Source organism: Bizionia paragorgiae (genome assembly GCF_900107625.1).
Lineage (GTDB): Bacteria > Bacteroidota > Bacteroidia > Flavobacteriales > Flavobacteriaceae > Bizionia > Bizionia paragorgiae.
On sequence record NZ_FNQK01000003.1, the window covers coordinates 124,679 to 150,468 of the forward strand.

Annotated in this window: 26 protein-coding genes; 19 read left to right on the top strand and 7 right to left on the bottom strand. The window is 34.3% G+C overall.

The features are described from left to right. Positions 1 to 7 precede the first annotated feature (7 nt). The 6 genes from BLV64_RS02960 to BLV64_RS02985 all read left to right on the top strand — a co-directional run bounded on the left by BLV64_RS02960 (position 8) and on the right by BLV64_RS02985 (position 6,165). Positions 8 to 595: a YceI family protein gene (locus BLV64_RS02960; RefSeq protein ID WP_092132209.1), complete on the top strand. Its 588-nt coding sequence runs from the start codon at positions 8 to 10 to the stop codon at positions 593 to 595. A 696-nt stretch (positions 596 to 1,291) separates the two neighbouring features. Continuing rightward, complete coding sequence (locus BLV64_RS02965; RefSeq protein WP_092132210.1) at positions 1,292 to 3,391, top strand: amino acid carrier protein; 2,100 nt, start codon at positions 1,292 to 1,294, stop codon at positions 3,389 to 3,391. 223 nt (positions 3,392 to 3,614) lie between these two features. Then, entirely contained in the window at positions 3,615 to 4,181 is a 567-nt protein-coding gene (locus BLV64_RS02970; RefSeq protein WP_092132212.1) for a TetR/AcrR family transcriptional regulator, read from the top strand. A 61-nt stretch (positions 4,182 to 4,242) separates the two neighbouring features. Next, positions 4,243 to 4,800: a carboxymuconolactone decarboxylase family protein gene (locus BLV64_RS02975; RefSeq protein WP_092132214.1), complete on the top strand. Its 558-nt coding sequence runs from the start codon at positions 4,243 to 4,245 to the stop codon at positions 4,798 to 4,800. A gap of 81 nt (positions 4,801 to 4,881) precedes the next feature. Continuing rightward, positions 4,882 to 5,529, top strand: a complete 648-nt coding sequence (locus BLV64_RS02980) for a DsbA family oxidoreductase (protein WP_092132217.1) — start codon at positions 4,882 to 4,884, stop codon at positions 5,527 to 5,529. Between the two features lie 186 nt (positions 5,530 to 5,715). Next, the gene (locus BLV64_RS02985) at positions 5,716 to 6,165 is read left to right on the top strand and encodes a pyridoxamine 5'-phosphate oxidase family protein (RefSeq protein ID WP_092132220.1); all 450 of its coding nucleotides are present in this window, start codon (positions 5,716 to 5,718) and stop codon (positions 6,163 to 6,165) included. Between the two features lie 57 nt (positions 6,166 to 6,222). Here the strand turns inward: BLV64_RS02985 and BLV64_RS02990 are convergent, their stop codons facing one another. Then, entirely contained in the window at positions 6,223 to 7,446 is a 1,224-nt protein-coding gene (locus BLV64_RS02990; RefSeq protein ID WP_092132223.1) for a metallophosphoesterase, read from the bottom strand. Between the two features lie 168 nt (positions 7,447 to 7,614). Continuing rightward, positions 7,615 to 8,031 (bottom strand): hypothetical protein, encoded by a 417-nt coding sequence (locus tag BLV64_RS02995; protein ID WP_092132226.1) that lies wholly within the window; start codon positions 8,029 to 8,031, stop codon positions 7,615 to 7,617. Between the two features lie 150 nt (positions 8,032 to 8,181). Between BLV64_RS02995 and BLV64_RS03000 the strand changes: the two genes are divergently transcribed. The 9 genes from BLV64_RS03000 to BLV64_RS03040 all read left to right on the top strand — a co-directional run bounded on the left by BLV64_RS03000 (position 8,182) and on the right by BLV64_RS03040 (position 17,751). Beyond that, positions 8,182 to 10,062 carry a sensor histidine kinase gene (locus BLV64_RS03000; protein ID WP_092132228.1) on the top strand — a complete coding sequence of 627 codons (1,881 nt, stop codon included), beginning with the start codon at positions 8,182 to 8,184 and terminating at the stop codon, positions 10,060 to 10,062. Beyond that, entirely contained in the window at positions 10,059 to 11,102 is a 1,044-nt protein-coding gene (locus BLV64_RS03005) for a response regulator (protein ID WP_092132231.1), read from the top strand. Before BLV64_RS03000 ends, BLV64_RS03005 begins: the two co-directional genes overlap by 4 nt. Before the next feature lie 86 nt (positions 11,103 to 11,188). Beyond that, positions 11,189 to 12,049, top strand: coding sequence for a universal stress protein (locus BLV64_RS03010; protein ID WP_092132234.1), 861 nt, complete (start codon positions 11,189 to 11,191; stop codon positions 12,047 to 12,049). A gap of 166 nt (positions 12,050 to 12,215) precedes the next feature. Beyond that, complete coding sequence (locus BLV64_RS03015) at positions 12,216 to 13,064, top strand: universal stress protein (RefSeq protein WP_092132236.1); 849 nt, start codon at positions 12,216 to 12,218, stop codon at positions 13,062 to 13,064. A gap of 19 nt (positions 13,065 to 13,083) precedes the next feature. Beyond that, the gene (locus BLV64_RS03020; RefSeq protein ID WP_092132239.1) at positions 13,084 to 13,929 is read left to right on the top strand and encodes a universal stress protein; all 846 of its coding nucleotides are present in this window, start codon (positions 13,084 to 13,086) and stop codon (positions 13,927 to 13,929) included. Positions 13,930 to 13,984: 55 nt separating this feature from the next. After that, complete coding sequence (locus BLV64_RS03025; RefSeq protein ID WP_092132241.1) at positions 13,985 to 14,821, top strand: universal stress protein; 837 nt, start codon at positions 13,985 to 13,987, stop codon at positions 14,819 to 14,821. A gap of 58 nt (positions 14,822 to 14,879) precedes the next feature. Further along, positions 14,880 to 15,716: a universal stress protein gene (locus BLV64_RS03030; protein WP_092132244.1), complete on the top strand. Its 837-nt coding sequence runs from the start codon at positions 14,880 to 14,882 to the stop codon at positions 15,714 to 15,716. A 64-nt stretch (positions 15,717 to 15,780) separates the two neighbouring features. Then, positions 15,781 to 16,635, top strand: coding sequence for a universal stress protein (locus BLV64_RS03035; protein WP_092132246.1), 855 nt, complete (start codon positions 15,781 to 15,783; stop codon positions 16,633 to 16,635). Positions 16,636 to 16,737: 102 nt separating this feature from the next. Beyond that, the gene (locus tag BLV64_RS03040; RefSeq protein WP_092132249.1) at positions 16,738 to 17,751 is read left to right on the top strand and encodes a DUF481 domain-containing protein; all 1,014 of its coding nucleotides are present in this window, start codon (positions 16,738 to 16,740) and stop codon (positions 17,749 to 17,751) included. Positions 17,752 to 17,806: 55 nt separating this feature from the next. On the opposite strand, the gene BLV64_RS03045 is transcribed toward BLV64_RS03040, so the two are convergent. From BLV64_RS03045 to BLV64_RS03055, 3 genes are read right to left on the bottom strand one after another with little or no spacing between them, the layout of a single operon-like run. Beyond that, positions 17,807 to 18,358, bottom strand: coding sequence for a hypothetical protein (locus tag BLV64_RS03045; RefSeq protein ID WP_092132251.1), 552 nt, complete (start codon positions 18,356 to 18,358; stop codon positions 17,807 to 17,809). A 49-nt stretch (positions 18,359 to 18,407) separates the two neighbouring features. Then, positions 18,408 to 18,617 carry a hypothetical protein gene (locus tag BLV64_RS03050; RefSeq protein WP_092132254.1) on the bottom strand — a complete coding sequence of 70 codons (210 nt, stop codon included), beginning with the start codon at positions 18,615 to 18,617 and terminating at the stop codon, positions 18,408 to 18,410. Between the two features lie 52 nt (positions 18,618 to 18,669). Next, entirely contained in the window at positions 18,670 to 18,828 is a 159-nt protein-coding gene (locus BLV64_RS03055) for a DUF1328 domain-containing protein (RefSeq protein WP_092132257.1), read from the bottom strand. 347 nt (positions 18,829 to 19,175) lie between these two features. Here BLV64_RS03055 and BLV64_RS03060 point away from each other — a divergent pair, with 347 nt between their 5' ends. Beyond that, positions 19,176 to 19,802, top strand: coding sequence for an SOS response-associated peptidase family protein (locus BLV64_RS03060; RefSeq protein WP_092132259.1), 627 nt, complete (start codon positions 19,176 to 19,178; stop codon positions 19,800 to 19,802). A gap of 25 nt (positions 19,803 to 19,827) precedes the next feature. Here the strand turns inward: BLV64_RS03060 and BLV64_RS03065 are convergent, their stop codons facing one another. After that, entirely contained in the window at positions 19,828 to 20,844 is a 1,017-nt protein-coding gene (locus tag BLV64_RS03065; protein WP_092132262.1) for a helix-turn-helix domain-containing protein, read from the bottom strand. A 134-nt stretch (positions 20,845 to 20,978) separates the two neighbouring features. On the opposite strand from BLV64_RS03065, the gene BLV64_RS03070 reads away from it, so the two are divergent. Next, positions 20,979 to 22,820, top strand: a complete 1,842-nt coding sequence (locus BLV64_RS03070) for a sodium:solute symporter family protein (protein ID WP_092132264.1) — start codon at positions 20,979 to 20,981, stop codon at positions 22,818 to 22,820. Positions 22,821 to 22,888: 68 nt separating this feature from the next. Beyond that, on the top strand, positions 22,889 to 23,767 hold the full coding sequence (gene era, locus BLV64_RS03075; protein ID WP_092132267.1) for a GTPase Era: 879 nt from the start codon (positions 22,889 to 22,891) through the stop codon (positions 23,765 to 23,767). Here era and BLV64_RS03080 read toward each other — a convergent pair whose 3' ends face one another. Further along, positions 23,768 to 24,289 (bottom strand): GTP-binding protein, encoded by a 522-nt coding sequence (locus BLV64_RS03080; protein WP_092132269.1) that lies wholly within the window; start codon positions 24,287 to 24,289, stop codon positions 23,768 to 23,770. Positions 24,290 to 24,444: 155 nt separating this feature from the next. On the opposite strand from BLV64_RS03080, the gene der reads away from it, so the two are divergent. After that, positions 24,445 to 25,758, top strand: coding sequence for a ribosome biogenesis GTPase Der (der, locus tag BLV64_RS03085; RefSeq protein WP_092132272.1), 1,314 nt, complete (start codon positions 24,445 to 24,447; stop codon positions 25,756 to 25,758). Positions 25,759 to 25,790: the final 32 nt, after the last annotated feature.

Genomic DNA, 25,790 nt, shown 5'->3' on the forward strand with positions numbered 1-25,790 from the left:
ATATTTTATGTTTTTCAATAAATTCATCATTAGCCTTATACTAATCTTGTCTACTGTTCTTACTTTCAAAGGGTCTGTATCAGAGAGCGCTTCCGTTGTTATTACCGAGAAAAGTACATTGCTAATTAATGGTAAGAGTAATGTTAATAGTTTTTCTTGTGTTTATGATATTGAAAAAATAAAGAACCCCATTCGTGTTCATTATGCGGTTGAGGACAATAAAATTAATTTCGAACAAACCACATTATTTTTAGAAACCACTTGTTTTGATTGTGGAGGGAATGGTATAAATAGAGACTTTAGAAAGACCTTAAATACCGATGATTATCCAGAAATAGCCTTAAGCCTAAAAGCAGTAGAAATTAAGCATCAAGGGGCTAGTTTAAATGCTTATATAGACATTAAAATTGCCGGGATATCTCGCCTCTATACTATTCCAATTAAGCTTAAAAAGAAAGGTAATATTATGATTAGTGGAGATTTAAAACTCAAGCTGTCAGACTTTGATTTAAAAGCGCCTAACAAGCTGTTTGGAATTATATCGGTAGAGGATACTATTGAAATAGTTTTCAATTTAGAATTAGAAAAACAATAAGCTATACCCTATTTTTTAGGATGCTTTGTAGTGCATGACTAGACTGTTTTAAAAGCGTTTTAAAAAAAAAACGATGAAACATGACTCAAGTCATTGTTTATAAGTGTGTTGTGTGGTATGTTTAGTCTGTAGTTTAAGAGAGTCAATACTTTACAAAGCTCAAATAAATTGCTTGCTATTAATCAGAAAAAGGTCAGATATATAATCTGACCTTTTTTTGTTTTCTATAGCTTTGCTAAAGTTGTTGTACTTTTTAAAGTGTTACTATGACCATTTAAAAAAGTAAGAACGAGATTAAGTATCGTGACAGTAAAAGAATTGTCCAATCCAAAACATAGAGTTATAATCCTATTTAGTTAAACGCCTTTGGGTATTTTTATTGGTAATTCTAATGAGCTAAAATTTGCTTAGTGTACGCGTTACCTATAAAATTGAAGTCGATTGTATTAAGAATGAGTCTCTTTACCAAGTGTATCTTGTTTGTTTTTATGACTACGGACTCAATAGTTATTTAAAACAGATTAATAGGCTGAGTGTTTCTGAGCCAACTGATCGCCTTGAGCTCTTAAACCGCTATTACAATCGGTGGTTTTAGGGGGTTTTCTAAAAAAAAATATTTCGGTATCATTTGTAAGACGCCTGACTAATCGTTAAATTGGGTTTTTTGACAAAAAACCAATAAAAATCCGATATTTAATGATAAATTCTAAGCTTTTTGCACTAATTACATTGATTTTACTTACAATGTCATCCGCTATAGCTCAAGATCAATCCGCAAGTAATATGGTGGCCGATCTCCAATTAATAAACCCTTCTTCTGAAATTAATAATGGGATCGCTAAAGTTAAAGTTCAAGGGGGGCAAGCACCATACAGTTACAAGTGGAGTAATGTTAATACCCCTTTAAGTGAGTCGGAATCCGATGGACTAATAGAGGGTATGCAGCATTCCGTGGATATAAGTGATGCAAACGGGAATACAATTAATAAGACGTTTACCATACCCGCAAAATCGATAACGGAGCTATTTAATAGTAAAGTACAACCGGCGGTAGATGTTATGGGAGCTGTTTTATTTTGGGATGCCTTTGCAACTTTAGGTATTTATGATCCAGTAGTCTATGCATCTCATATAAATATTAGTCTCTCAAAAGATAAAACCATAGGGAATGAAGTCTATAACATAAAAAAATGGGTCGTTCCTTATGGAGGACAAGTGAAAAAGGGGGAGCCTATTGCCGTGTTAAAAAGCACTAAGAACAAAGAAGTGTATGTAAAGGCCTCCCATAGTGGGACTTTAGAGCATGTGGCACAAGAAGGGGGACAAATCTCGAAGTTACCAGAAACGGGATCCTTTAAAACTCCGCTATTAGGAATCATTAATTTTCAAACCCCACAACCTTTATTACACCCTAATGGAGATGTTAAAACCAATACGATTCCATTTATTGTTATTTGGCTTATTCTAGGAAGTATTTTCTTTACCCTACGATTAAAGTTTATCAATATTCGTGGATTTCGACACTCGTTAGATTTGGCTAGAGGAAAATATGATGATCCGAAAGCGCCTGGAACAATCACTCACTTTCAGGCTATGGCTACAGCTGTGTCCGCTACTGTAGGTTTGGGGAATATTGCAGGGGTTGCAGTAGCTATTTCACTAGGAGGTGCTGGGGCGACTTTTTGGATGTTTCTTGCAGGATTTTTTGGTATGTCTTTAAAATTTGCCGAATGTACCTTGGGAGTGAAATATAGATTTATTGATGATGAAGGGCGTATTTTTGGCGGACCCATGAACTATTTACGCTATGGTTTAGAAAAACGAAATCTTAAAAGATTAGGTAAGTTTTTGGCCGTTTTATTTGCTGTTTTAGGTGTAGGCGCTTCTTTTGGAGGTGGAAACATGCTGCAATCTAATCAAGCGTTTAAAATTGTATCAGAGCAAATCCCAGCACTTCAAGGACAGGGCTTTTGGTTTGGTGTAGGCTTTGCCTTGTTGGTCGGGGCAGTAATTATTGGAGGTATCAAGAGCATTGCCAAGGTAACGGCTAAAGTAGTTCCAATTATGGCAATTTTATATGTCTTAGGCTGCTTGGTGGTAATAGGCTATCATATTGAATATATTGGTGGTGCCTTTATAGCTATATTAGACGGTGCGTTCTCGGCCGAAGCTTTAAAAGGAGGGTTTATTGGAGTGCTTATTATTGGTTTACAACGTGCTGCATTCTCTAGTGAAGCAGGGGTTGGTTCGGCAGCCATTGCCCACAGTGCTTCTAAAACCAATCATCCTATTGCCGATGGGTTTACCTCATTGGTCGAACCATTTATCGACACCATGCTAGTCTACACGATGACAGCTTTAGTTTTAATTTTTACTGGAAAACACGAAAGTAGTACGGGGTTAGGGGGTGTAGAACTTACTGCCGATGCCTTTGGTAGCGTTGTGTCTTGGTTCCCTACAGTATTGGCTGTTGCGGTATTCTTATTCGCTTTTTCAACTATGGTTTCTTGGTCGTATTATGGTATGCGTTCTTGGAGTTACCTCTTTGGAAGAAGTAAAAAACTGGAACTCGTTTATAAGGTGATGTATTTGGGCTTTGTAGTTCTTGGGGCTTCTGTAAGTTTAGGTGCCGTATTAAGTTTTGCCGATATGATGATTCTAGCTATGTCGTTTCCAAATATTATAGGTCTTTATATTATGGCGCCAGAAATTAATGCGGATATGAAAGTGTATTGGAATAAATTAAAAGCCGGTGCCTTATACGTGAACCCGAAATTCCTTAAGGCTGAAAAATGAGGACTCAAAAACATTAATAGAAGCTAAAAAGTAATAAGAAATGACCTTGTGGTATGAAGGGCATACCATAGTTTTATGATTCCTTTAGAGTGAAAATTAACTTTAATAAGACCATTCCATTACTAATTTTGGAGTTGTATGTTGTCTATTGTCGCGTTAAAAAAAGTTAATTGTTTTGCGTTATCTAAACACTTGCTTAGTTTTGTGGTGTACTAAAGAGATAATGGCGAGAAAAAAAGAATATATTGAAGAGGAGGTTATCGAAAAAGCAATGCATTTGTTTTGGAGAAATGGTTATTCGGATACCTCCGTTCGTATGTTGGAGAAAGAAATGGGAATCAATCAGTTTTCTATCTATTCTAGCTTTGGTAGTAAGCAAGGGCTTTTTTTAGAATGCTTAAAGTGTTATAAAGCAAAAGCTAGCCAGATGTTTATTAAATTAAAAAACGCCACCAACGGCGTGGAAGCTATTAAGGACTTTTTTTACGATTCATTACGTATATCAGAAGAGTTAGGGAATCATAATGGCTGCTTTGTAACGAATACCTACAATGAATTTGCCGAAAAGGAAGATGAAATAATCAAGGGGCAGATGCTTGCTTTTATGGACCAAATAAAGGCTCTTTTTATTGAGAAATTAAAAATGAATGCATCTCATAAAGATGAGGAAACCATTGTAAAACAAGCTAACTATCTGTTATTAGCAAAACACGGCTTGGCAGCAGCTTCACGAGTAAATACAGAAAAAGAAATTAACGACTTCATAGAAATGACCTTTAAAGGGCTATAGATTTTTTTTGATTCATAACTAAGCGGTCGTTTAGAAATTAATAATAAATAAAATAATACTTATGACAACATTAAGAATTCACAACATAGATTCAGCTCCCAAAGAGAGCAAAGCCTTACTTGAGCAATCTTTAAAGTCAAACGGAATGATCCCAGGATTGCACGGCGTATTAGCTAATGCTCCAGGTGTTTTAGAGGGTTATCAAACGTTACATAAACTGTTTTTAGAGTCTTCATTTAACAAAGAGGAATTAACGGTGGTATGGCAAGCTATAAACGTTGAGCACGCTTGTAACTACTGTGTGCCAGGTCATACAGCCATAGCGAAAATGATGAAAGTTGATGATGCTATTACAGACGCTTTACGAAATGAAAATCCATTAGAAAATCCGAAATTGGAGGCTTTGCGAACTTTTACCTTAAACGTTACCCGTAATCGCGGACACGTATCACCAGAACATTTACAAGCGTTTTATGATGCGGGATACGGCGAGCGACAAGTTTTAGAAGTTATTTTGGGTTTATCTCAAAAGGTGATAAGCAATTACACGAATCATATAGCAAATACTCCTGTAGATACTCCATTTCAAAAATTTGCTTGGGAGAAACAAAAACAATAAAGGATTTTAATTATAAAGGGGTAACTTTAAGCCGAAAACCTATAAGGAGAATGGTTTTTAGAAATAAATAAACAGATAGAAATGACAGAGAAATTAAAAATAGATATTGTATCCGATGTGGTATGTCCATGGTGTACTATAGGTTATAAACGCCTTGAGAAAGCGATTATGGATTTAGGAATGCAAGACCAAATTGATATTGAATGGCAGCCGTTTGAGTTGAATCCTAATATGCAAACGGAAGGTCAAAATTTACAAGAACATCTTAGAGAAAAGTATGGGATGACTGTAGGTCAACAAAAGCAGTCCCAACAACAAATGGAACAAGCCGGTGCAGAATTGGGTTTTACCTTTGATTACTATGACGACATGCAAATGGCAAACACTTTTGAAGCTCATGTGTTATTAGAATATGCTAAAGCATTTAATAAACAAACGGCATTAAAAATGCAATTAACTAAAGCCTTTTTTAGTGAAAGAAAAGATGTTTCTAAAAGAGCGATCTTAAAAGAAGCTTTGTTGGAAGTAGGATTAAATGCTGATGAGGCGCTAGCCCAATTAGATAATGATGACGCTAAAAAAGAGGTGAGAACTAAACAAGAGTATTGGAAAAGTTTAGGCGTTAATTCTGTACCGACTATTGTTTTTAATAGAAAAAGTGCGGTCACAGGAGCGCAACCCGTAGATACATTTAAACAAATTCTTACCGAATTATTAGAAACAAAATAAGATATGAAAAATAGGCGCTCAACTTAAAAGAAGAAAAGCGCTATCTATTGTATTTCTACAGATATAGACCGAGAGTATTTTATTTATATAAGAAAAGAGCGTCTACACCCAAAGGACTGATGAATATCATTTTAAAAGCTATTTATCAGTCCTATCTTGTTGCATAATAATTAATTATTTTAAGTTATGCTAGGTGAATTAAACAATAGACAAATTGAATTTATTTTAGGAAGTGTGATAGTCGGTAGGATTGGCTGTCATGCCAAAGGTAAAACTTATGTGGTTCCCGTAACTTATGCTTATGATGGTAAATATATCTATGGTCACACCTCCGAAGGGCTAAAGATCGATATGATGAGAGAGAACCCTGAGGTGTGTTTCCAAGTGGATGTTATAGATAATATGAGTAATTGGAGAAGTGTCATTTCTTGGGGGACGTTCGAAGAATTAAAAGGTGTTGAAGAGCGCAAAGAAGCGGTTAAAATTTTGAGAGATACAGTCATGCCTGTAATGACAGGGAACACAACCATTAAACACGCAATGAGAGATTCTCATCATCAAGCCAATGAAGCGCTGTCTGGCGTGGTCTATAGAATTGAATTAACAACTAAAACTGGACGCTACGAAAAAGTATAAGGGCTTAGTATTATGAGTTTACATGGGCATGTTTATTCTTCTTAGAATTTATAGCTGTTAATCCTGAGTTGCTTTTAGTGTGATACAAGTAATCTCTGGACGCATTCCAATGCGTGCAGGAAAACCAAGCCAACCCAAACCGCGATTTACATATAGGAATTGTGTGTTGTGCTTATACAAGCCGGCCCAATGTTTAAACTTATATTTTATAGGGCTCCATTGCTTGTTTTTATAACTAAAACCGGCTTGCATACCGTGGGTGTGACCAGCAAGAGTTAAGATAATATCGGTTTTATCAATTACTTCTTCTGTCCAATGTGTGGGATCATGAGATAATAATATTTTAAATGGAATACCTTCAGTTCCTATCATGGCTTTTTCTAAATCACCATACTGTTTAAAAGGTGGTTTGCCCCAGTTTTCGACACCTATTAGTGCAATACGATCCTCTCCTTTTGTAAGTATTCTGGAGTCGTTTAGCAATAATTTAAAATCTATAGTTTTAAAAAACTGTTGGATCGCTTTAAAATTCTCTTGTTTTAACTCTTTAGTGTCCCACTGACTATAATCGCCGTAATCATGATTGCCTAGAATAGCGAATTTCCCTTCTTTAGCCTGTAATTTATTAAAAACACTATCCCATCCCCGAAGCTCCCAAGCATAATTATTTACTAAATCACCGGTGATGACGATGTAGTCAGGTTCTAAATCATTAATTTTTTCAATGGCGTGTTCTAGCTTATTGTAAGCATAGTTAAAGCTTCCCAAGTGCAAATCGGAAATCTGAACGATTTTTATACCGTTAAAAGCTTTTGGTAACTTACTAGATTTGATAGGGTGATGGTACACTTTAAATTTATAAATCGCCTTAAAAATTCCGTAGAGAATAACAATAAAAGGAAGCAACCCAGAAAGGACTCCCACGATTGGAATTAGTATTAATGACTTGTTTTCGGAAAATAAAAAATTAGTAAAATGGAGGATGGAAATCACAACAATAAAAACAAACTTGGGTATAAAAGATAAGATTCCAAGACCATAAAACCGAGAAATAAGAAGCTGTTTTCTTAGCGGGTTTATATTGTCTAAAGTAATTTTTAATATTAAGATGGAAGTGATTAAGCCCACAGTAAATACCCAAAATAGCGCGTGAATCATTGTTTTGAAAATCGCAGAATCTATAAATTGGGTTATAGATTGTAACCAATAAAAAGCGGTGACATCCACTAGAAGTATAGCTAGACATAATAAGATGATTGTAAAAAGAGAAAATGATTTCATTGGTGTTTTTTAATGATCCTTTTAGAGCTAGCTCTAATATAGAGTCTTAGCACGATACATGCAATTCGAAAGCTATATAGTTTTAGTTGTTTGTTCTGTCGTTTTACTAAACTTAGAAAATAGGGGTTACTCTGTCTGTATTTGTTACAACGCTGTTAAACCCAAAGTCTAGCTTTCCTTTTTTAAATCAATACTAAGTTTGGCAAGTAAAATCAACTCTGATTTATTTGTAGAAGCAAAACTGACAGCAATTTTACTTGCTGTTTTTAAAAGTAGTGCGCGTACGGAATTGGTAAATAAAGTGACATGTTGTTCTTTATAATTTATAAAACGCGTATAACAATCGTCACTATTCCAAACTTTAGAGGTTTGGAGTTTTTTAAAAGTATCTAATATATAAACGGATTCCTTAGAATTCGATTCATGGATTTCAGCTTCAAAGGGAAGCCAATATTTTTCTACTAAGTTTTTAACAGCTGTAAGCTCTTCAGTGCGCACCGTATTATCCGACGAAGCTATAGCGTAGTATAATATTCCTATGTGCTCATAGAATTCAAGTCTTTTGTTTTGGTGTGAAGCTAGCATCTTAAGGTATTTATAATGTAAAATATCAAAACTACTTTTAAATCGCTATGATATTAATCAGTTAAAACTATTACTATTTAAAGTTAGCGAATAGTATTAGGTCATCCCTAACTAAATAATTAAATTTAAAACCTATTAAACCCGGAAGGCATGCTTCATCAGAATAAAAAAATATTTAACATCTTACTTGAAACGGTTTCCGAAGGGGTAATCATTGTCGATAGTCATCAGAAAATTGTAGAAGTCAATGGCGCCGCCGAAATTATATTTGGGTATCAAAAAAATGAATTATTACATAAAGAATTACAGACCATAATCCCTCCCGAATATCATAAAAAACATCAAAACCATTTTAAGGGCTTCATAAAAAGTGAAGTGCGCAGAAGCATGAAGGAGTCATCAGATATTTATGGCTTAAAGAAAAATGGAAATAAAATTGCTATTGAGGTAGAGCTAAATCCTTTTACTATTGAAGGTAATAACTTTGTCATGGCTTTAATAGATGATGTGAGTGAACGTAAAGAAATAGAAAAAAACCTGATGTTAAAAAGTAGTGCTTTGCAATCTGCTAGTAATGGTATTGTTATTACCGATGCACTACAAGACGATAATCCTATTATTTATTTTAATTCGGCATTCCGAGATTTAACAGGCTATTCCAATGAGGAGATTATTAATAGGAATTGTAGGTTTTTACAAGGGGAAGATCGCGAGCAAGCGGGAGTGCAAACTTTAAGAAATGCCATTAAAAAAGGAAAGAGCTGCCAAGTGCGATTACGCAATTATAAAAAGGATGGCACCCTTTTTTGGAATGATATTTATATCATGCCTATTGTTAATGATGAAGGCGTGGTAACGAATTATATAAGTATTCAAAGTGATGTGACCGAAGAGATAAAATCTGAAGGCCAGCGCCATCATTTGGAACATATTATTAAACAGTCACTCAATGAGATTTATGTTTTTGATGGGATAACCTTAAAGTTTTTAAATGTTAATTACGGGGCACAAAAAAACTTAGGGTATACGCTAAAAGAGTTGCAAAATATGACGCCGTTGGATCTTAAAGTATATGATAATGAGCAGGGCTTTAGGAAGAGAATAGCGTCGTTATTAAATGATGACAGTGAAAAAATAGAATTTGAAACTTTGCACCTTAGAAAAGATGGATCTGTTTATCCTGTCGAGGTGCACTTGCAGTTATCAAAATTAGGAGGAGAACAGGTTTTTGTGGCTATAGTTTTAGATATTACTGAGCGTAAAAATTATACTGAAAAATTAGAAAAAACGGTCGAGGAGCGTACCAAGCAATTGGAAGCGGCACTTTCTAAAGAAAAAGAGCTAAACGAACTTAAAACAAAATTTTTGTCCTTAGTCTCACACGAGTTTAAAACCCCGCTAAGTGGTATTTTAACCTCGTCTATGTTGTTAGGGAAATATAAGCGTACAGAAGATCAAGAAAAGCGTGATAAGCATGTTAAAATTATTGGGGATAAGGTGCAATACTTAACGACGATTTTAAATGATTTTCTATCTTTAGAACGCTTAGAAACTGGAAGGCTAAATTATCAGTTTTCGCATTTTAAATTAAGTAAAGTGATAGATGCGGTTATTTACAACGCCAATATGCTATTAAAAGATGGTCAGTTTATAAAGTACCCCGATAATATAGACCATTTATCGTTGTATCAAGATGAAAAAATACTAGCTGTAGTCTTATCCAACTTAATCAATAACTCCATTTTATATTCAGAACCCCATACGGTAATTAGTATTACCGTACATCAAGACGATCAAATAACAACGATAGCGGTTGAAGATCAAAGTATCGGTATTCCATTAGAAGATCAGAAAAATATATTTGAACGCTATTTTAGAGCGCGCAATGTGAGTACCATTCAAGGTACCGGAATAGGGTTAAATATTGTTAAAAATCATTTGGAAAACCTTGGCGGTACAGTGCGTTTTACTAGCGAAGAAAATGTGGGGACAACATTCACTATAACCATTCCAAACAAAGCATCAGAATGACACGAGTTTTACTTATAGAAGACGATAAAGTGCTGAGAGAAAATACAGCCGAGATTTTAGAACTAGCCAATTACGAGGTGTCTATGGCGCCCAATGGAGTTGTAGGTTTAGACTATGCAAAAAAGCATTTACCAGATATTATAATCTGTGATATTATGATGCCTGAGCTCGATGGTTACGATACGCTTAAAGCGCTTTCTGAAAATGAAAAAACGAAGTACATTCCCTTTATTTTTCTTTCGGCAAAAACAGAAAGAGAAGATGTTAGAGTAGGTATGAATTTGGGGGCCGACGATTATATTACTAAACCTTTTTCGGAACCCGATCTTATTAACGCTATAGAAAGTCGTATAGCGAAAACGTCTATTTTAAGAGAATTAAAACTAGCCGATAAAGAGGAGGATTCAGAACCTATAAAATCGATAAATGATTTAAAAAATATATGTGACGAGGAGGGGGCTCTTTTTTCATTTAAAAAGGATGAGGTGATATATCGTGAAGGCGAACACTCAAATCATATTTACCTTATTAATAAAGGTGTCGTAAAATGTTACCAGAGCGACGCGCAAGGTAAAGAGTTAATTACAGCGCTGTATAAAGAAGATGATTTTTTTGGATATAATTCGTTTACAAATAGTGTAGCTCACAAAACGACAGCAGTGGCTATTGAAGATGTGGAGTTAAGTGGCGTACCTACAAAATATTTTAATCGGTTATTAAGTGAGAACTCTAAACTAGCATTAGAGTTTATTCAGCATATGTCCGACAATCTCCTGCTGGCTAATAAACAATTATTAGAGATGGCCTATGGTTCTGTAAATAGAAAAACGGCAAAAACGATTTTAAAATTTGCTGAAAAAATAAATAGAAAACCTGAAGACCCTATTAATATCTCGCGTAGCGACTTAGCCAGTGTGGCCGGAATTGCTACCGAAACCTTAATCCGAACCTTGACACGCTTTAAAAAAGAAGGAGCTATCGCTATCGAAGGTCGGAATATTAGAGTTTTAGATCTCGAAATGTTAAAACGTATGTTTTAAAACCTGTCGTTCTGTATGGGGGTGATCAATATCATTTCAAGAGGTTTTATTTACTTGTAAATTAGCCTTTATAAAGATAATGAGCTATGAAAAATATTCTATTACCCACAGATTTTTCCAAGAATTCATGGAATGCCATAAATTATGCTATTCAGTTTTTTCAAAACCAAAAATGCAACTTTTATATTACGCATATAAATAACGAGAGTGCTGCCATGACTAGTGGAATGCCCCCTAATTTAGATAATAAGGATAGGGATGCTATACAACTTAAACATTCAGAGCTTAAAATGCGTGAACTTATAGAGCGCATTGAAAACCTGCCTTTAAATCGTAAAAGACATAATTTTTATACCCTGTTAGAAAAAAGTCCGTTTATTGATGGTATACGTAAAATTATAGACCAGAAGGAGATTGATTTTATTGTTATGGGTACCAAAGGGGCTTCTAGTTTAGAGAAAATTATATTAGGGAGTAATACCGCCGATGTACTTACTAAAGTAAAATGTAACACTCTAGTTATACCAGAAAATGCGACGTATATAAGACCTAAGGAAATTGCCTTGCCTACCGATTTTACCTTGTCTCATAATTTACATATTCTAGACCCTCTATCTGAGATTTTAGAAGAATTTAATTCCGCGTTACGCATCTTACATATAAGTAAGTACAAAGAAGACCTCAATAAAGATCAAATTCAAAATAGAGAATTGCTTGATGAGTATTTTCATCAACAACAACATAGTTTTCACTATTCTACAGAGAGTAAGGTAGAAATAGGGATTCAAAATTTTGTAGAAAATAGGTCTATAAACATGATATGTATGGTGGCGAAAAATATTAATTACTTCCAGAAAATATTGTTTCATTCCAAGGTTGGTAGTATTAGTTATCATACCGATATTCCGTTTTTGGTTATTCATGAAAAGAAAGAAAGCCACGAGTAATAATCATGTGGCTTTGCCACAACTAAATTATTCGGTTTTAATAAAAAACGTTTGCTTCAAAATCTTTTGAAACAAACGTTTTTTATTTCCTTGTTGAGGATGACATATATCATAGGTTTTAAATTTCGATGTCCGTATTTTTATATATCATAAAAAACACATTACTATGTTATCGATACTTTTGCCAACCGATTTTTCTGCGAACGCAATGAATGCCATTAAGTACGCTTTGGATTTCTTTAAAAATCAAGAGGTACAATTCTATTTTTTAAACACATATAGAAATGAGTTTTACGATCATAAAGATTTAGTTACTCGTAAGGATTTTGATGCGGTTTTAAACACCGTAAAATCTCAATCTCAGAACAATCTGGAGTGTTTGTTAAAAGAGATTAATGAAAACGAATCAAACCCTAAACATAGGTACCATATTATCTCGGCTTTTAACACACTTCTTGAGGAAGCTAATGAAATAGTAGATAGTAAAAATATAGATTTAATTGTGATGGGAACTCAAGGCAAGTCTAACGAGCGGCATATTGTATTTGGTAGCCAGGCTTTTCAGGTTTTAAAATATGTGCAATGCCCTGTGTTAATTATTCCTTCGGCATATACTAATACAGCACCAAAACGCATTTTATTTCCAACCAACTATTTAATACCTTATAAACAACGAGAGTTAGAATTAGTATCAACCCTAGCGAGGAGGAATAGAAGTGAAATAGACGTGGTCTATATTTCTACTGTAAAAAAACTGTCGCTAAGACAAGAGGATAATCAGGAGGTTATTAAGGAGGCTTTAGTACATAATACGGTCGATTTTAGCATAAAAAATGGCAAAAACATCACGGAAAGTATCGCTAGTCATATACAGGAGAATAACATAGATCTTTTGGTGATGGTGAATACCCAATATTCGTTTTTAGAAGATATTCTATTTCCTTCTAAATTAGATGAAATAAGTTTAGGGTTAGAAATACCGCTTTTAGCGTTACAAAATACTTCAAGGAAATAATTAATAAACAGATAAGGTTATGAAACATATACTTTTACCAACCGATTTTTCAGATAATTCGTGGAATGCTATTACATATGCTATCTCACTTTTTAAAGAAGAGGTCTGTACATTTTATTTCCTTAACACGTATACACCTGTAGTTTATAGAGTAGATTCTATAATGGGGTCAACGTCTCAATTAGGATTAGCAGATGCTTTAAGGCAAACCTCTTTAAATGGACTGAACCAAATTAATGATAAACTATCAGAAACCTTTGGGGCTAACCCTAAGCATGCATATAAAATGCTGTCTAGATTTAATTATCTCGTTTCTGGAATTAAAGAATTTCTAAGTAAAAACGAAACCGATCTTGTTGTTATGGGAACTCAAGGAGCAACTGGGGCAAAGGAGGTTTTATTTGGATCTAATACAGTGCAAGTATTTAATGATATTAAATGTCCAGTAATGGCTATTCCTGAAGGTTGTGAATATGAAAAACCATTAGAGATTCTTTTTCCTACAGATCTACAAGTCGATTTTAACAGTTTTCAATTGGATATTTTAAAACATATAGCGTCGACAAACCAATCTAAAGTTCACGGTCTTCACGTTTCTATGGGGGCTGAATTGACAAGGCAACAAAAGGAGAATAAAGCAGAACTAGAAACTCAGTTTAGCGATACGACCTTTGTATTTCATCATTATAAAAGTATGCTGGTAACTGCGGCTATAGATAAGTTTCAAACGAGTGCCAAATTAAATGTATTGGCTATGATAAATAATAAAAGATCCTTTTTTGAAAATATTTTTTTCAAATCAACAATAAATCAATTAGGGTTTCATATCCATTTACCTTTTTTAGTTATACCTGCTAAAGGCTAATTCTGGTTTAAATTAGATTGTATAACACATCAGATATCAATAAAAAACAAATCAAATGAGAAAAAATATATTACTACCAACAGATTTTTCTGATAACGCTTGGAGTGCAGCGCAATATGCTTTTAAATTGTATGAGCATGTAGATTGTACATTTTACTTTTTACACTCTTCAAACCTTCCTGTTGTAGCGATGCAAAACGTGTCTAATAAATTAGGACGTATCGTGGGCGAGAATACTAAGAAAGAGCTTATGGCATTGAGCAGACTGGCCAAGGAAACGAATGCGAATCCTAAACATGAATTTAAAACAATCCTTAGTATCGACGATTTACATGAGGCCCTAGAAACTTATATCTCTAGAATGAATGTAGATTTAATTATTATGGGGACTAAAGGGGCGACGAATGCTCAAGAACGCTTTTTTGGAAGCAATACAGTGAATATTATTCAAAAAATTAAAAGCTGTCCGGTGTTAGCTATTCCAGATAATTACAAGTTTGCCGTTCCTAAAGAAATTGCTTTTCCAACCGATTTTAATCGTGTTTATGGCGATGAGTTACAGCCATTAAAAGAGCTGGCTAGTTTGTATGATTCTAATATTGAAATTGTTCACCTTAACAAAACGGATGATATTACAGAACTCCAAGACCAGAATTTAGACGGACTTAAAGAGGCGCTTAAAGACTTTGTTTGCAGTTTACACTGGGTGCCAGAATACAACACTAAAAACCAAGGGATAAAAGATTTTTTGGAGCATAACAAGACTGATATTTTGGTAATGATTAATTATAAGCAAGGGATTATTGAAAGACTTATTAAAGAACCCGTGATTAAAAACATTGGAATTCATCCTATCATTCCATTTTTAGTGATACCGAGTCAAGGCAAATAAGAATTGAAGCGGAGTAACCTCCTCTTAAATTAAAATTTTTAGATTTAAATAGAACAGAATGAGACATCATATTTTACTACCTACAGATTTTTCAGATAATGCGATGAGCGCTGCGCTTTACGCAATTAATTTATACAAAAACGAATCGTGTACCTTTTACTTTTTACACGCATGGTCGTTTTCAAACTCTAGTACAAGAACTTATATTAGCTCGACTTATATCGATAAATTAGAGACTGCCGCGAAACAACAGTTGGTAGAGCTGCAAGAGCAATACCAGAAAGATAGTGGTAATGCAGATCATAATTTTGAGATTATTTTTAGTACTGAACCGCTTGTTAAAACCATTGAAGAGGCGGTTAAAGCATACCCTGTTAATTTTATTGTAATGGGTACTAATGGGGCGTCAGGGGCTAGTAAGTTTTTATTTGGAAGTAATGCTGTTGGTGTTATTAATAAAATTAAAAGCTGTCCTATTTTGGTTATTCCATCCGATTATAAGTTTGTTAAGACCGATCGGATTGCTTTTCCTACCGATTTTAATAGAATGTATGGTGAAGAAATAGAGCCAATAAAACAGTTTGCAAAACTGCATAACGCTAAAATTAGTGTGTTCCATATTAGTAAAGGCGATGACCTATCGGAGAAACAAGATAACAATTTAGCACTGCTAAAATCGAGTCTAGAAAATTTTGAACACAGTTTTCATTGGATGTCAGATTCAGGAAGTAAAGAGAGTGCGATAAAAGATTTTATACTGGACTACGATATTAATCTTCTGGTAATGATAAATTATGAACACAGCTTTGTAGAGCGCATAACTAGAGAGCCTATTGTGAAAAATATAGGATTTCATCCTATAATACCGTTCTTAGTAGTGCCGTGTATTAACTAAGTAATACAGGTTATAGCCTATTTAGAAGCTATCACAGTAACCATACACTTAAAAAAACAGACCGATGAGACATAAAATTTTATTGCCTACAGACTTTTCTAAAAACTCTATTCAGGCTATTAATTACGCTAGAGAGTTATATAAAAATGACCACTGTGATTTTTATGTTCTTAATGCATTTTCGCCTCCTTTAGGTGTGTTTTCTAGTTTAATGCAATCAAAACCGGGAGATGAATTGTATGAGGCTGCTAAATTAGATTCTGAAAATGGTTTGGCTAAAGTTTTTGATGTTATAACTCTGAATGATAATTTTAATTCAAAACACAGCTTTGAAGTCGTTTCGAGTTATAACACAGTGGTAGATGCTATCAATACTGTTGTGGCCGAAAAGGATATTGAAATGGTTGTGATGGGAACAAAAGGCGAAACAAATGCAGTGTATGAGCCGTTTGGAAGTGCCGCTGTTAACGTGATGGAAAAAGTGCGGCATTGTCCTGTAATCGTGGTTCCAAATAGTGCAAAATTAGAAATGCCAAAAGAAATTGTTTTTCCTACCAGTTATAAATCCCACTACAAAAGAAGAGAGCTTGTTTATTTAACTAGAATAGCTCTAGCTTGTAACTCTACTATTGCCGTGTTGCACGTTTTAAAGCAAGAGGGTTTAGATAAAGGGCAGGAAGATAATAAGGAGTTGCTTCAGGAGATTTTAAAAGGTACGGACTACAGATTTCATAATATAGTGAATGATTCCGTAATGAGTACAGTAAGTGTTTTTGTTCAAAGCAGGTCTAGTGGAATGGTGGCGTTTATAAATAAAAAGCATACCTTTTTTAGTAGCATGCTTACAAACCCTATGGTGAAACAAATATCATTTCATTTAGATGTTCCTATTTTGGCATTGCATGATTTAAGAAATTAAGTCTGTAAATCACAATAAGTAGGTGATAGTTGTATCTTTGCAAAGTATAAAGAGTAGTCAGAAATGATTTACTCTTTTTTTTAGTGATAAAAAGAGATTATAATGAAATTAAAATACCTAATACTTTGTATCTGCTTACTTTTTGGGGCGTCTTTATTTTCGCAAAATGATACCATAACCTTAACCAATGGTGATCGTATAGTAGGGGAGGTGAAAAAAATGGATCGTGGTGTGCTAATAATTAAAACACCTTATAGCAGTAGCGATTTAAAAGTTAAATGGAAGAAGGTAAATACGATTAAGAGTACAGAACATTTTTTAATCATAAGCTCTAATGGGGAGCGCCTTAAATTAAAGGGTTTACAAACTCATAAGGCCGCTAATATTAATGTTGTATCCGGGGGTGATAAGGCAATTCATTTAACAGATATTGTCTTTATAAAGCCTGTTAAAGATGGTTTTGTATCCCGATTAAATGCGTCTGTATCTTTTGGTTATAATTTTACTAAGGCTAGTAATTTAAGTCAGTTGTCGGTAGCTAGTACCTTGGGGTATACGTCAAGTTTTTATAGTATAGGTATAACATTTAACTCGGTGCGTAGTAATCAAGATAGCGTAGAGGAAATACAGCGTACCTACGGAGAGCTTGCTTTTAATTATTTTCTAGAACGTGATAACTTTCTTATTTATCAATCAGAATTTTTGTCTAACAGTGAACAAAAATTAAAACTTAGGGTAACTAATAAGCTTGGTTTTGGTAAGTATTTTATACATAACAACCAGATGTTTCTTGCAGGTGTCTTGGGTGTCGCATGGAATAATGAAGAGTACGAAGCCTCTTTAATTCAAAGCAGAAATAGTGGTGAAGCCTATGCTTCTTTGGCTGTAAATATGTTTGATTATAACGACTTAAGCCTGGTTTCTAATTTAACCGCTTACCCGAGTTTAACAGAGAAAGGGCGAGTTAGAACCGATTTTAAAATGGATTTAAAATACGATTTACCTTTAGATTTATTTGTAAAGTTGGGGTTTAATTACAACTATGATAATAAACCTGTTGAAGGAAGCTCGTACTCAGATTATGTTATTCGTACGACTCTAGGTTGGGAATTGTAATAAAAAAAATGCTTCATGATAAAATGAAGCATTTTTTATAATTATAGGGCTGCTATTAATGCGTATTTAATGTTAATGATTGCTGTTGCATCATCTTTTTATCCTTGTCATAATACTCTATAATAAAGTCATTATTTTGGTTAAAGTATCCTACTCCAGAATAGTGTTTTGTAGTAATAACGTATATATCCTTGTTTTGAGTACGTCTAGCCGTACCGTAAGGCATATTTTTGTTGTTTACTTTCCTGCTTAACTCATACCCCGTGTTTGTCGTTTGAAGTCCATAAACATGGTCGTTAAACGTGTAATACGTAATTTTAGAAAGCGCTTTAAAACGACCATTGTTATTAGTGTTTACACTAATGGTTTTGGTGACTTTTGTCGGTGTTTCAATCATAGGTGCATCAATCTGCCCCGATTTTGATGGATCGGTTTTTACTTCCTGCTTCTTTTCTGTAACGACCTTGACTTGTTTTGTTACCAGCTTTCCGTCTTCTTCGACGGTTTGGGTTTTAATTTGGGTTGTTTTCATTTCGTCTACAGGCTTGGTTTGCGCAAAACTGTATGTTCCAAAAAGTAATATCGATATATAAAATAGTGTTTTCATTGTTGGTGATTTAAATTAATATTAACTGAATTGAATCTGCCATATTAAATTAATCTTCCTTCATATCTTCGGCAGCATCTTCGATTTCATCGTTTACATCCTCGACAGCATCCTGTACATCATCTGATGCATTTTCTAAATCCTCGCCAATATCATTTATTGCAGCTTCTACTTTTTCGTCTGCAGTTTTTTCTTCTCGGCATGAGGTGAAAACGGTTAAACTAAATAATAATGCTAAGGTTAAAAATGTTGTTTTCATGAGTTGTTGTTTTTAAATTAATGGGTTTTTACTTTGGTTGATTCTTTTTAGTTTATTTGGCTGCCCCTTTTATTAATGAAAGAATAAAAAGTACAATAAAAATAAAGAATAGAACTTTAGCAATTCCAGCAGATGCTCCTGCGATTCCACCGAAGCCTAACACTCCAGCAATTATGGCTATAATAATAAATGTGATTGTCCAACGTAACATAATGATTTGATTTTAAGGTTAATAAATCAAGTGTTGATTTATACTTTACTGAAATTTCAGAAAAGATTGATTGTTGTTTTATACAAATCTATAAGCAATGCGTGTGTTCCTTTTGCTCATTTAATGCGTTAATTAACTCATTTCAGAAATTCGTATTTTTTTCACTGTATTTTAACAATATTGTGAATTATGTTATGATAATTTAACAGAATTCTGAATTAAATAAGGGGTGTGTGAATTATTAATACTTAGTGATGCAGCTAAATTTTGTTCTATTTGAACAAAGTAATTTCCTTATAAGGAAGTATTTTTACGGTATAGATTGAATTATTATATGACAACAGACTATGAATTATAAATTATCGATTAATACTTCCCTGAAAATTATAGAGCAGACTTTCAATCGGAAATTTCGATTTCCAAATGTGTTTAAATCTTATAAAGTAATAGATGGCACCAAAGAAACAACGGTGCCTATAATAACTTCAGAAAATGATGACCTTATTAGTCAAGGTATTTGGGGCCTATTGCCTCACGAATACGAACATGAATGGAAAACATTTCAGAAAGCATTGAACACTTTAAATGTACAAGTTAAAGATATAGCGGCTCGAGACCTTTTTAGTGAACCGTATGAAAGCCGACGCTGTCTAATTCTTGTTACCGGTATTTACATATCGTATTTAGAAGCAGGGGATTTACAAACCGCTTTTATTCAAAAAGAAAATCAAGAACCCTTTACTTTAGCAGGAATTTATAACCTAACAAGCGATGGGTTTATCACCTGCTCCATTATAAATACAAAGGAGAAAGAAAATGTTATTCAAGATAAATCTCTGTTTTTAAAAATGCCAGTAATTATAAGGGAAGAAGACAGAACGCCGTGGTTAGATAGCAGTGCGGATATGCAAACTATAAAAAATATAACAGTGCGAGCCAATGAAATGACTGGTTTTACTACAGAAGCTTGTTAGAAGTCAATTGTTAAGCTGAGGTAAACTATCCGCGTTTATTTTTTTGAAATTCACTCGGACTCATTTTGTATTTCTTTTTAAAAATTTTAGAAAAATAACTTCGACTACTAAATCCTATACTGTACACAATTTCTGAAATATTGAGATCACTAGTATTAATTAGGTCCCGTGCTTTTTCAAGTCTAACGTGTCTTATGTACTCGGTGACTGTTCTAGCATAGAGAAGTTTAAAACCTTCTTGGAGCTTTGCTTGCGATAAACCAGATTCTAAGGCGAGCTGCTCTAAAGAGTAATCAAAAGACACATTGGATGTTATAGTATTGCCAAATTCTCGAATTGTTTTTAATTCGCTTTTGGTTAAAGACCTAGAAACGGGTTTGTTGTTAACGGCTTTATTGTGTTGTTGCATATGCAATGACAATACTTGGTAAACTTGTCCTTCGATAAGTAATAGTCGTAACATGCCCTTTTGCTTAATCTTCTTAAACTTTCCAATATGATCAGCAAGCTTTAAATTGTAAGTTCCGAAATAAGAGAATACATTTTCATGATCGGTATCATAGAAAACATCGTAAAGTTTTTTATTAAGTTGAGAGGCATCGTTTAATCGCTTATTAATAAATTTAATCCTTCTAATTTGGATGCTGTTAACTTCTAGTTTTACATCTTTACTAAAATACTCCCTACTATAACCTCCTTTTTTACTTGTTAAAATTACCGACTGAAACTGTTCTAGAGTATTGTAGTCTTCTCGATGCTCAAATCGGTGTTGGAAATAGCCATTTAAGCAATATATAAAGGAAATAGGGTTGTAAAGTGACGTGTCTTTTAGTAAAACAATATCGTCATAGAAGATTATATCATAATACAAAAAACTTCCACCCCATTCAAAAACAATATACCGGATGCTACCTTTTGCTAAGTCGTTATCTATGGTTAAGGTGTGTTCACCCCAACGACTTTCAATAGTGCCACCGAGTGCTTTTTGAATTTGGGAAATAGTCCCTTCAGTGTCTTTTGCAGTAATGTGTATTTCTTTCATTGTAAATATTGCCTTGTAAATATAAATTATAAAACTTAAAAAGTAGTTATATTGCTCCCGTAAAAAAGAAATCTATAGTTTTAGATTTCTATGGTAATCTAGTTTATAAAACACCCAACAAAAACTATTTTTATATGATTTCATTAAATGGCTATGACTACGCCTTTATTATTGGATTTTTCTTAGTAACACTAACCATAGGATTTGTAGTTTCAAAAAAATCAGGTAAAAGTACTAGTGAGTATTTTTTGTCTGGCCGAACGATGCCATGGTGGTTGTTAGGAGTGTCTATGGTAGCGACAACATTTTCTACCGACACCCCAAATCTAGTGACCGATATTGTGCGAGATAAAGGTGTCAGTGGTAACTGGGTGTGGTGGGCTTTTCTTATCACAGGCTTACTAACCGTTTTTGTTTATGCAAAATTATGGCGAAAATCTGGTGTGAATACCGATATTGAATTTTATGAATTGCGTTATGGCGGTAAACCGGCACGATTTTTAAGAGCGTTTAGAGCGGTTTATTTAGGGGTTGTTTTTAATGTTTTAGCTATGGCTGCTGTAACCTTGGCAGCAATTAAAATTGGGCAAGTTATGTTGGGGTTAACGCCATTACAAACCATTTTTATTGGTGGAATAGTTACGGTTGTTTTTAGTACTGTTGGAGGGTTCAAAGGTGTCGTGTATACCGATTTTATATTGTTTTTTGTCGCTATGTTTGGTGGTATCGCAGCGGCTTATTATTGTGTGAATTTACCGGAAGTTGGTGGATTAACAGCATTAATGGAAAATGAAAATGTGGTTAATAAATTAGACATTCTGCCGTCGTTTACAGATACCGAAGCCTTAATTACACTTTTAATAATTCCTTTGGCTGTACAGTGGTGGAGCGCTTGGTACCCTGGTGCCGAACCCGGTGGAGGTGGGTATATTGCTCAACGTATGTTGGCGGCAAAAAATGAAAACCATGCTATAGGAGCTACTTTTTTCTTTAATATTTTACACTATGCCCTTCGTCCGTGGCCATGGATTTTAGTAGCCTTGGCATCTTTAGTTGTGTATCCAGATATCGCAAGTATACAGGCAGCTTTTCCTAATATTGCCGAAGATAAATTGGGTCACGATTTAGCCTATTCTGCCATGTTAACTAAATTGCCTAACGGTCTTTTAGGTATTGTGTTAACCTCGCTAGTGGCAGCTTATATGTCCACCATATCGACACACTTAAATTGGGGGTCGTCTTATATTGTTAATGATTTTTATAAACAACACATAAAAACAGATGCTTCCGAAAAAGAGCTTGTTAACGTAGGGCGCTTATCCACCATTTTATTAATGGTTGTTTCTGCCGCTTTAGCGCTAGTACTAACTAATGCTCTACAACTGTTTAATATTATTCTAATGTTTGGAGCAGGTACAGGGCTTATCTTTATCTTACGTTGGTTTTGGTGGCGTATAAATGCGTGGAGTGAGATTTCAGCAATGATCGTATCCGGAGTTATTTCCATTTTAATTAGTTTTACTTCGTTTGGCGACTGGTTGTTTGGTGGAACACATTTGGTAACCGGTGTTGAGGTTGAAGGGCTAATGCCAAGTTGGATGACTTATCCATTTATTGTATTAGTAACTACAATATCATGGTTGTTAGTAACGTTATTTACACCTGCTGAATCTAGTGCTACCCTTATAAATTTTTGTAAAAAGATACAACCTGGCGGACCGGGATGGACTAAAGTGATAGAAAAAAGTAAATTGGAAAACCACGATGCTTCCGAGCTTACTAGCGGCAGTTGGAATGTGCCTTCTGGTATTTTGGCAACCCTTGTTGGTTGTGGAGCTGTGTATAGCGCATTATTTGCAACGGGATATTGGATATATGGTCGTTATACAAAAGCCATTTTGTTAACACTATCAACACTTATCTTTGCGTTGGTTTTAAAACAATTGTGGAAAAAAATTAAAACAGTCACCTTTTAAAAATAGCATGTATTTTTTTCTTTTCGTACCTTGTGTAATAACAGTATCTTTGTAAAAAAATAAAGAGTATGCATAAAGCTGGTTTTGTAAATATTATTGGAAATCCTAACGTTGGGAAATCGACCTTAATGAATGCCTTTGTAGGCGAAAAATTATCTATTATTACCTCTAAGGCGCAAACTACACGTCATAGAATTTTAGGTATTGTTAATGGTGATGATTTTCAGGTTATTTTAAGTGATACACCAGGGATTATAAAACCTGCATACCAATTGCAAGCCTCGATGATGGATTTTGTAAAATCGGCTTTCGAAGATGCCGATTTGCTAATCTACATGGTAGAAATCGGAGAGAAAGAACTGAAGGATGAAGCGTTTTTTAATAAAATAGTAAATGCTAAAATACCAGTATTATTACTTTTAAATAAGATCGATAAATCTAATCAAGAGCAATTAGAAGAGCAAGTGCAGCTGTGGGCAGAAAAAGTGCCTAATGCCGAAATTATTGCTATCTCTGCTTTAGAAGGGTTTAACGTCAAAGAAGTGTTCGATAAAATTATCGAATTGCTACCCGAATCGCCACCATTTTACCCAAAAGATCAATTAACAGACAAACCAGAACGTTTCTTTATTAATGAAACTATTCGTGAGAAAATATTAATGCACTACAAAAAGGAAATTCCTTATGCTGTAGAAATTGATACCGAAGAGTTTTTTGAAGAGGATGAAATAATTCGTGTGCGATCGGTTATTATGGTAGAGCGCGAAACGCAAAAGGGAATTATTATAGGTCATAAAGGGAGTGCTTTAAAACGTGTTGGAGTAGAAGCACGAAAAGATTTAGAAAAATTCTTTGGAAAACAAATTCACTTGGAGCTGTATGTAAAAGTCAATAAAAATTGGCGAAGCAACCAACGTCAATTAAAGCGTTTTGGCTATAATCAGTAATTAGTGGTTTTCGGTGCTAATACCATTACTTCGCAAGGTGTTACGCATAAACCCATGTAATTCATGCATCTGTCCTGAACCGGTTTTCTTACCTATGCTTCCACCAAAGTAAAGTGCTAACCAAATCAGAACCATAAAAAGGGCTACAAATAATTGTAGAGAGTAATTGGTGTCTAAAGTCCAATTACTATACGCCCATACACCAAAGCCAAAAAATAAACAAGCCACTATAAAGTGGAAAAACATAAACATAGTCCAAACTGTAGGGCTAGGACCAAACAAACCGCGAATCGTGCAAGTTCCTTTGGTGTCGTTTTCGCTAATTTCTAAATGTAATTGCGGAGACCAAAAGTGTTGTTTCGCTTTGGGGATTTTAATAAAAACATGATCGTCAATTCTAGAGACTACAAAATCACGTTGTGTGTTTTTAGTGTCTTCAAAGACTTTTAAAAGTGTTTCGTTGTCCTGGTTTACGTCAAATTTAAAACGCGGTCTCAGTACAATTTCGTTGGTTAATGACATTTTTTTTAACTTTAGAAGCTTCTAATGTAAAGATTTTTAATAAGCTCTTTTGTATTTATTTTCAGCGAATTAAAAATAAATTAAAATTGTTAAATAAGTAAACACTACCTTTGCAGGCGCTTACAGGATATGTAATGCAGATTAAAACAAAAAATATGAGTAATATAGTAGCTATTGTCGGAAGACCAAATGTAGGAAAATCCACATTTTTTAATCGTTTAATTCAACGAAGAGAAGCCATTGTCGATGCGGTAAGTGGTGTAACAAGAGATCGTCATTACGGAAAAAGTGATTGGAATGGAAAAGAGTTTTCTTTAATAGATACCGGTGGTTATGTTAAAGGAAGTGATGATGTCTTCGAGGAGGAAATCGATAAGCAAGTTGTTTTAGCTATCGAAGAAGCCGATGCTATTATTTTTATGGTAGACGTAGAGTCTGGCGTAACAGGAATGGATGAAGAGGTTGCCGATTTATTACGTAAAGTTAAAAAGCCAGTGTTTTTGGTTGTTAACAAAGTCGATAATAATAAACGCGCCGAAGACGCTGTAGAATTTTACTCTCTAGGTTTAGGAGAATATTATACTATTGCTAGTATAAACGGTAGCGGTACAGGTGATTTATTAGACGATTTAGTAAAAGCTCTCCCAGAAAAAGTAGAACAAGTAGAAGAGGAAGGTGAGGCATTGCCACGCTTTGCTGTAGTAGGACGTCCTAACGCCGGAAAATCTTCGTTTATAAATGCTCTTATTGGAAAGGACCGCTATATTGTAACAGATATTGCAGGTACAACTAGAGATTCTATCGATACGAAATACAATCGTTTTGGCTTTGATTTTAATCTAGTCGATACGGCAGGTATTCGTAAGAAGTCTAAAGTTAAAGAAGATTTAGAATTTTACTCTGTAATGCGTAGCGTTAGAGCTATCGAGCATAGTGATGTGTGTCTTATTGTATTAGATGCAACACGTGGTTTTGATGGCCAAGTACAAAATATCTTTTGGTTAGCCGAAAGAAATAGAAAAGGAGTGGTGATTTTGGTTAATAAATGGGACTTGGTAGAAAAAGACCATAAAACGACTAAAGAATTCGAAAAGGTAATCCGTAAGCAAATGGAACCTTTTACCGATGTGCCTATCGTTTTTATGTCTGTGTTAACAAAACAACGTATTTATAAAGCGATTGAAACCGCTGTTGAGGTTTATAAAAACCGTAGTAAGAAAATTAAAACAAGTGTCCTTAATGATACCTTACTACCAATTATTGAGAACTACCCGCCACCAGCATACAAAGGGAAATTCGTTAAAATTAAATACATTATGCAGCTGCCAACACCGCAACCGCAATTTGCATTCTTCTGTAACTTACCACAATATGTAAGAGATCCATACAAACGTTTTTTAGAAAATAAACTAAGAGAGATTTTTGACTTTCAAGGGGTGCCAATTAGTGTGTACCTAAGGAAGAAATAAGTTAAACTTCAAACTTTATATTTTTATTAAGA

What these genes read in the sequence shown, in the direction of transcription:
- BLV64_RS02960 (WP_092132209.1), top strand. Translation starts at nt 8, where the DNA reads ATGTTTTTCAATAAATTCATCATTAGCCTTATACTAATCTTGTCTACT.
- BLV64_RS02965 (WP_092132210.1), top strand. Translation starts at nt 1,292, where the DNA reads ATGATAAATTCTAAGCTTTTTGCACTAATTACATTGATTTTACTTACA.
- BLV64_RS02970 (WP_092132212.1), top strand. Translation starts at nt 3,615, where the DNA reads ATGGCGAGAAAAAAAGAATATATTGAAGAGGAGGTTATCGAAAAAGCA.
- BLV64_RS02975 (WP_092132214.1), top strand. Translation starts at nt 4,243, where the DNA reads ATGACAACATTAAGAATTCACAACATAGATTCAGCTCCCAAAGAGAGC.
- BLV64_RS02980 (WP_092132217.1), top strand. Translation starts at nt 4,882, where the DNA reads ATGACAGAGAAATTAAAAATAGATATTGTATCCGATGTGGTATGTCCA.
- BLV64_RS02985 (WP_092132220.1), top strand. Translation starts at nt 5,716, where the DNA reads ATGCTAGGTGAATTAAACAATAGACAAATTGAATTTATTTTAGGAAGT.
- BLV64_RS02990 (WP_092132223.1), bottom strand. Translation starts at nt 7,446, where the DNA reads ATGAAATCATTTTCTCTTTTTACAATCATCTTATTATGTCTAGCTATA.
- BLV64_RS02995 (WP_092132226.1), bottom strand. Translation starts at nt 8,031, where the DNA reads ATGCTAGCTTCACACCAAAACAAAAGACTTGAATTCTATGAGCACATA.
- BLV64_RS03000 (WP_092132228.1), top strand. Translation starts at nt 8,182, where the DNA reads ATGCTTCATCAGAATAAAAAAATATTTAACATCTTACTTGAAACGGTT.
- BLV64_RS03005 (WP_092132231.1), top strand. Translation starts at nt 10,059, where the DNA reads ATGACACGAGTTTTACTTATAGAAGACGATAAAGTGCTGAGAGAAAAT.
- BLV64_RS03010 (WP_092132234.1), top strand. Translation starts at nt 11,189, where the DNA reads ATGAAAAATATTCTATTACCCACAGATTTTTCCAAGAATTCATGGAAT.
- BLV64_RS03015 (WP_092132236.1), top strand. Translation starts at nt 12,216, where the DNA reads ATGTTATCGATACTTTTGCCAACCGATTTTTCTGCGAACGCAATGAAT.
- BLV64_RS03020 (WP_092132239.1), top strand. Translation starts at nt 13,084, where the DNA reads ATGAAACATATACTTTTACCAACCGATTTTTCAGATAATTCGTGGAAT.
- BLV64_RS03025 (WP_092132241.1), top strand. Translation starts at nt 13,985, where the DNA reads ATGAGAAAAAATATATTACTACCAACAGATTTTTCTGATAACGCTTGG.
- BLV64_RS03030 (WP_092132244.1), top strand. Translation starts at nt 14,880, where the DNA reads ATGAGACATCATATTTTACTACCTACAGATTTTTCAGATAATGCGATG.
- BLV64_RS03035 (WP_092132246.1), top strand. Translation starts at nt 15,781, where the DNA reads ATGAGACATAAAATTTTATTGCCTACAGACTTTTCTAAAAACTCTATT.
- BLV64_RS03040 (WP_092132249.1), top strand. Translation starts at nt 16,738, where the DNA reads ATGAAATTAAAATACCTAATACTTTGTATCTGCTTACTTTTTGGGGCG.
- BLV64_RS03045 (WP_092132251.1), bottom strand. Translation starts at nt 18,358, where the DNA reads ATGAAAACACTATTTTATATATCGATATTACTTTTTGGAACATACAGT.
- BLV64_RS03050 (WP_092132254.1), bottom strand. Translation starts at nt 18,617, where the DNA reads ATGAAAACAACATTTTTAACCTTAGCATTATTATTTAGTTTAACCGTT.
- BLV64_RS03055 (WP_092132257.1), bottom strand. Translation starts at nt 18,828, where the DNA reads ATGTTACGTTGGACAATCACATTTATTATTATAGCCATAATTGCTGGA.
- BLV64_RS03060 (WP_092132259.1), top strand. Translation starts at nt 19,176, where the DNA reads ATGAATTATAAATTATCGATTAATACTTCCCTGAAAATTATAGAGCAG.
- BLV64_RS03065 (WP_092132262.1), bottom strand. Translation starts at nt 20,844, where the DNA reads ATGAAAGAAATACACATTACTGCAAAAGACACTGAAGGGACTATTTCC.
- BLV64_RS03070 (WP_092132264.1), top strand. Translation starts at nt 20,979, where the DNA reads ATGATTTCATTAAATGGCTATGACTACGCCTTTATTATTGGATTTTTC.
- era (WP_092132267.1), top strand. Translation starts at nt 22,889, where the DNA reads ATGCATAAAGCTGGTTTTGTAAATATTATTGGAAATCCTAACGTTGGG.
- BLV64_RS03080 (WP_092132269.1), bottom strand. Translation starts at nt 24,289, where the DNA reads ATGTCATTAACCAACGAAATTGTACTGAGACCGCGTTTTAAATTTGAC.
- der (WP_092132272.1), top strand. Translation starts at nt 24,445, where the DNA reads ATGAGTAATATAGTAGCTATTGTCGGAAGACCAAATGTAGGAAAATCC.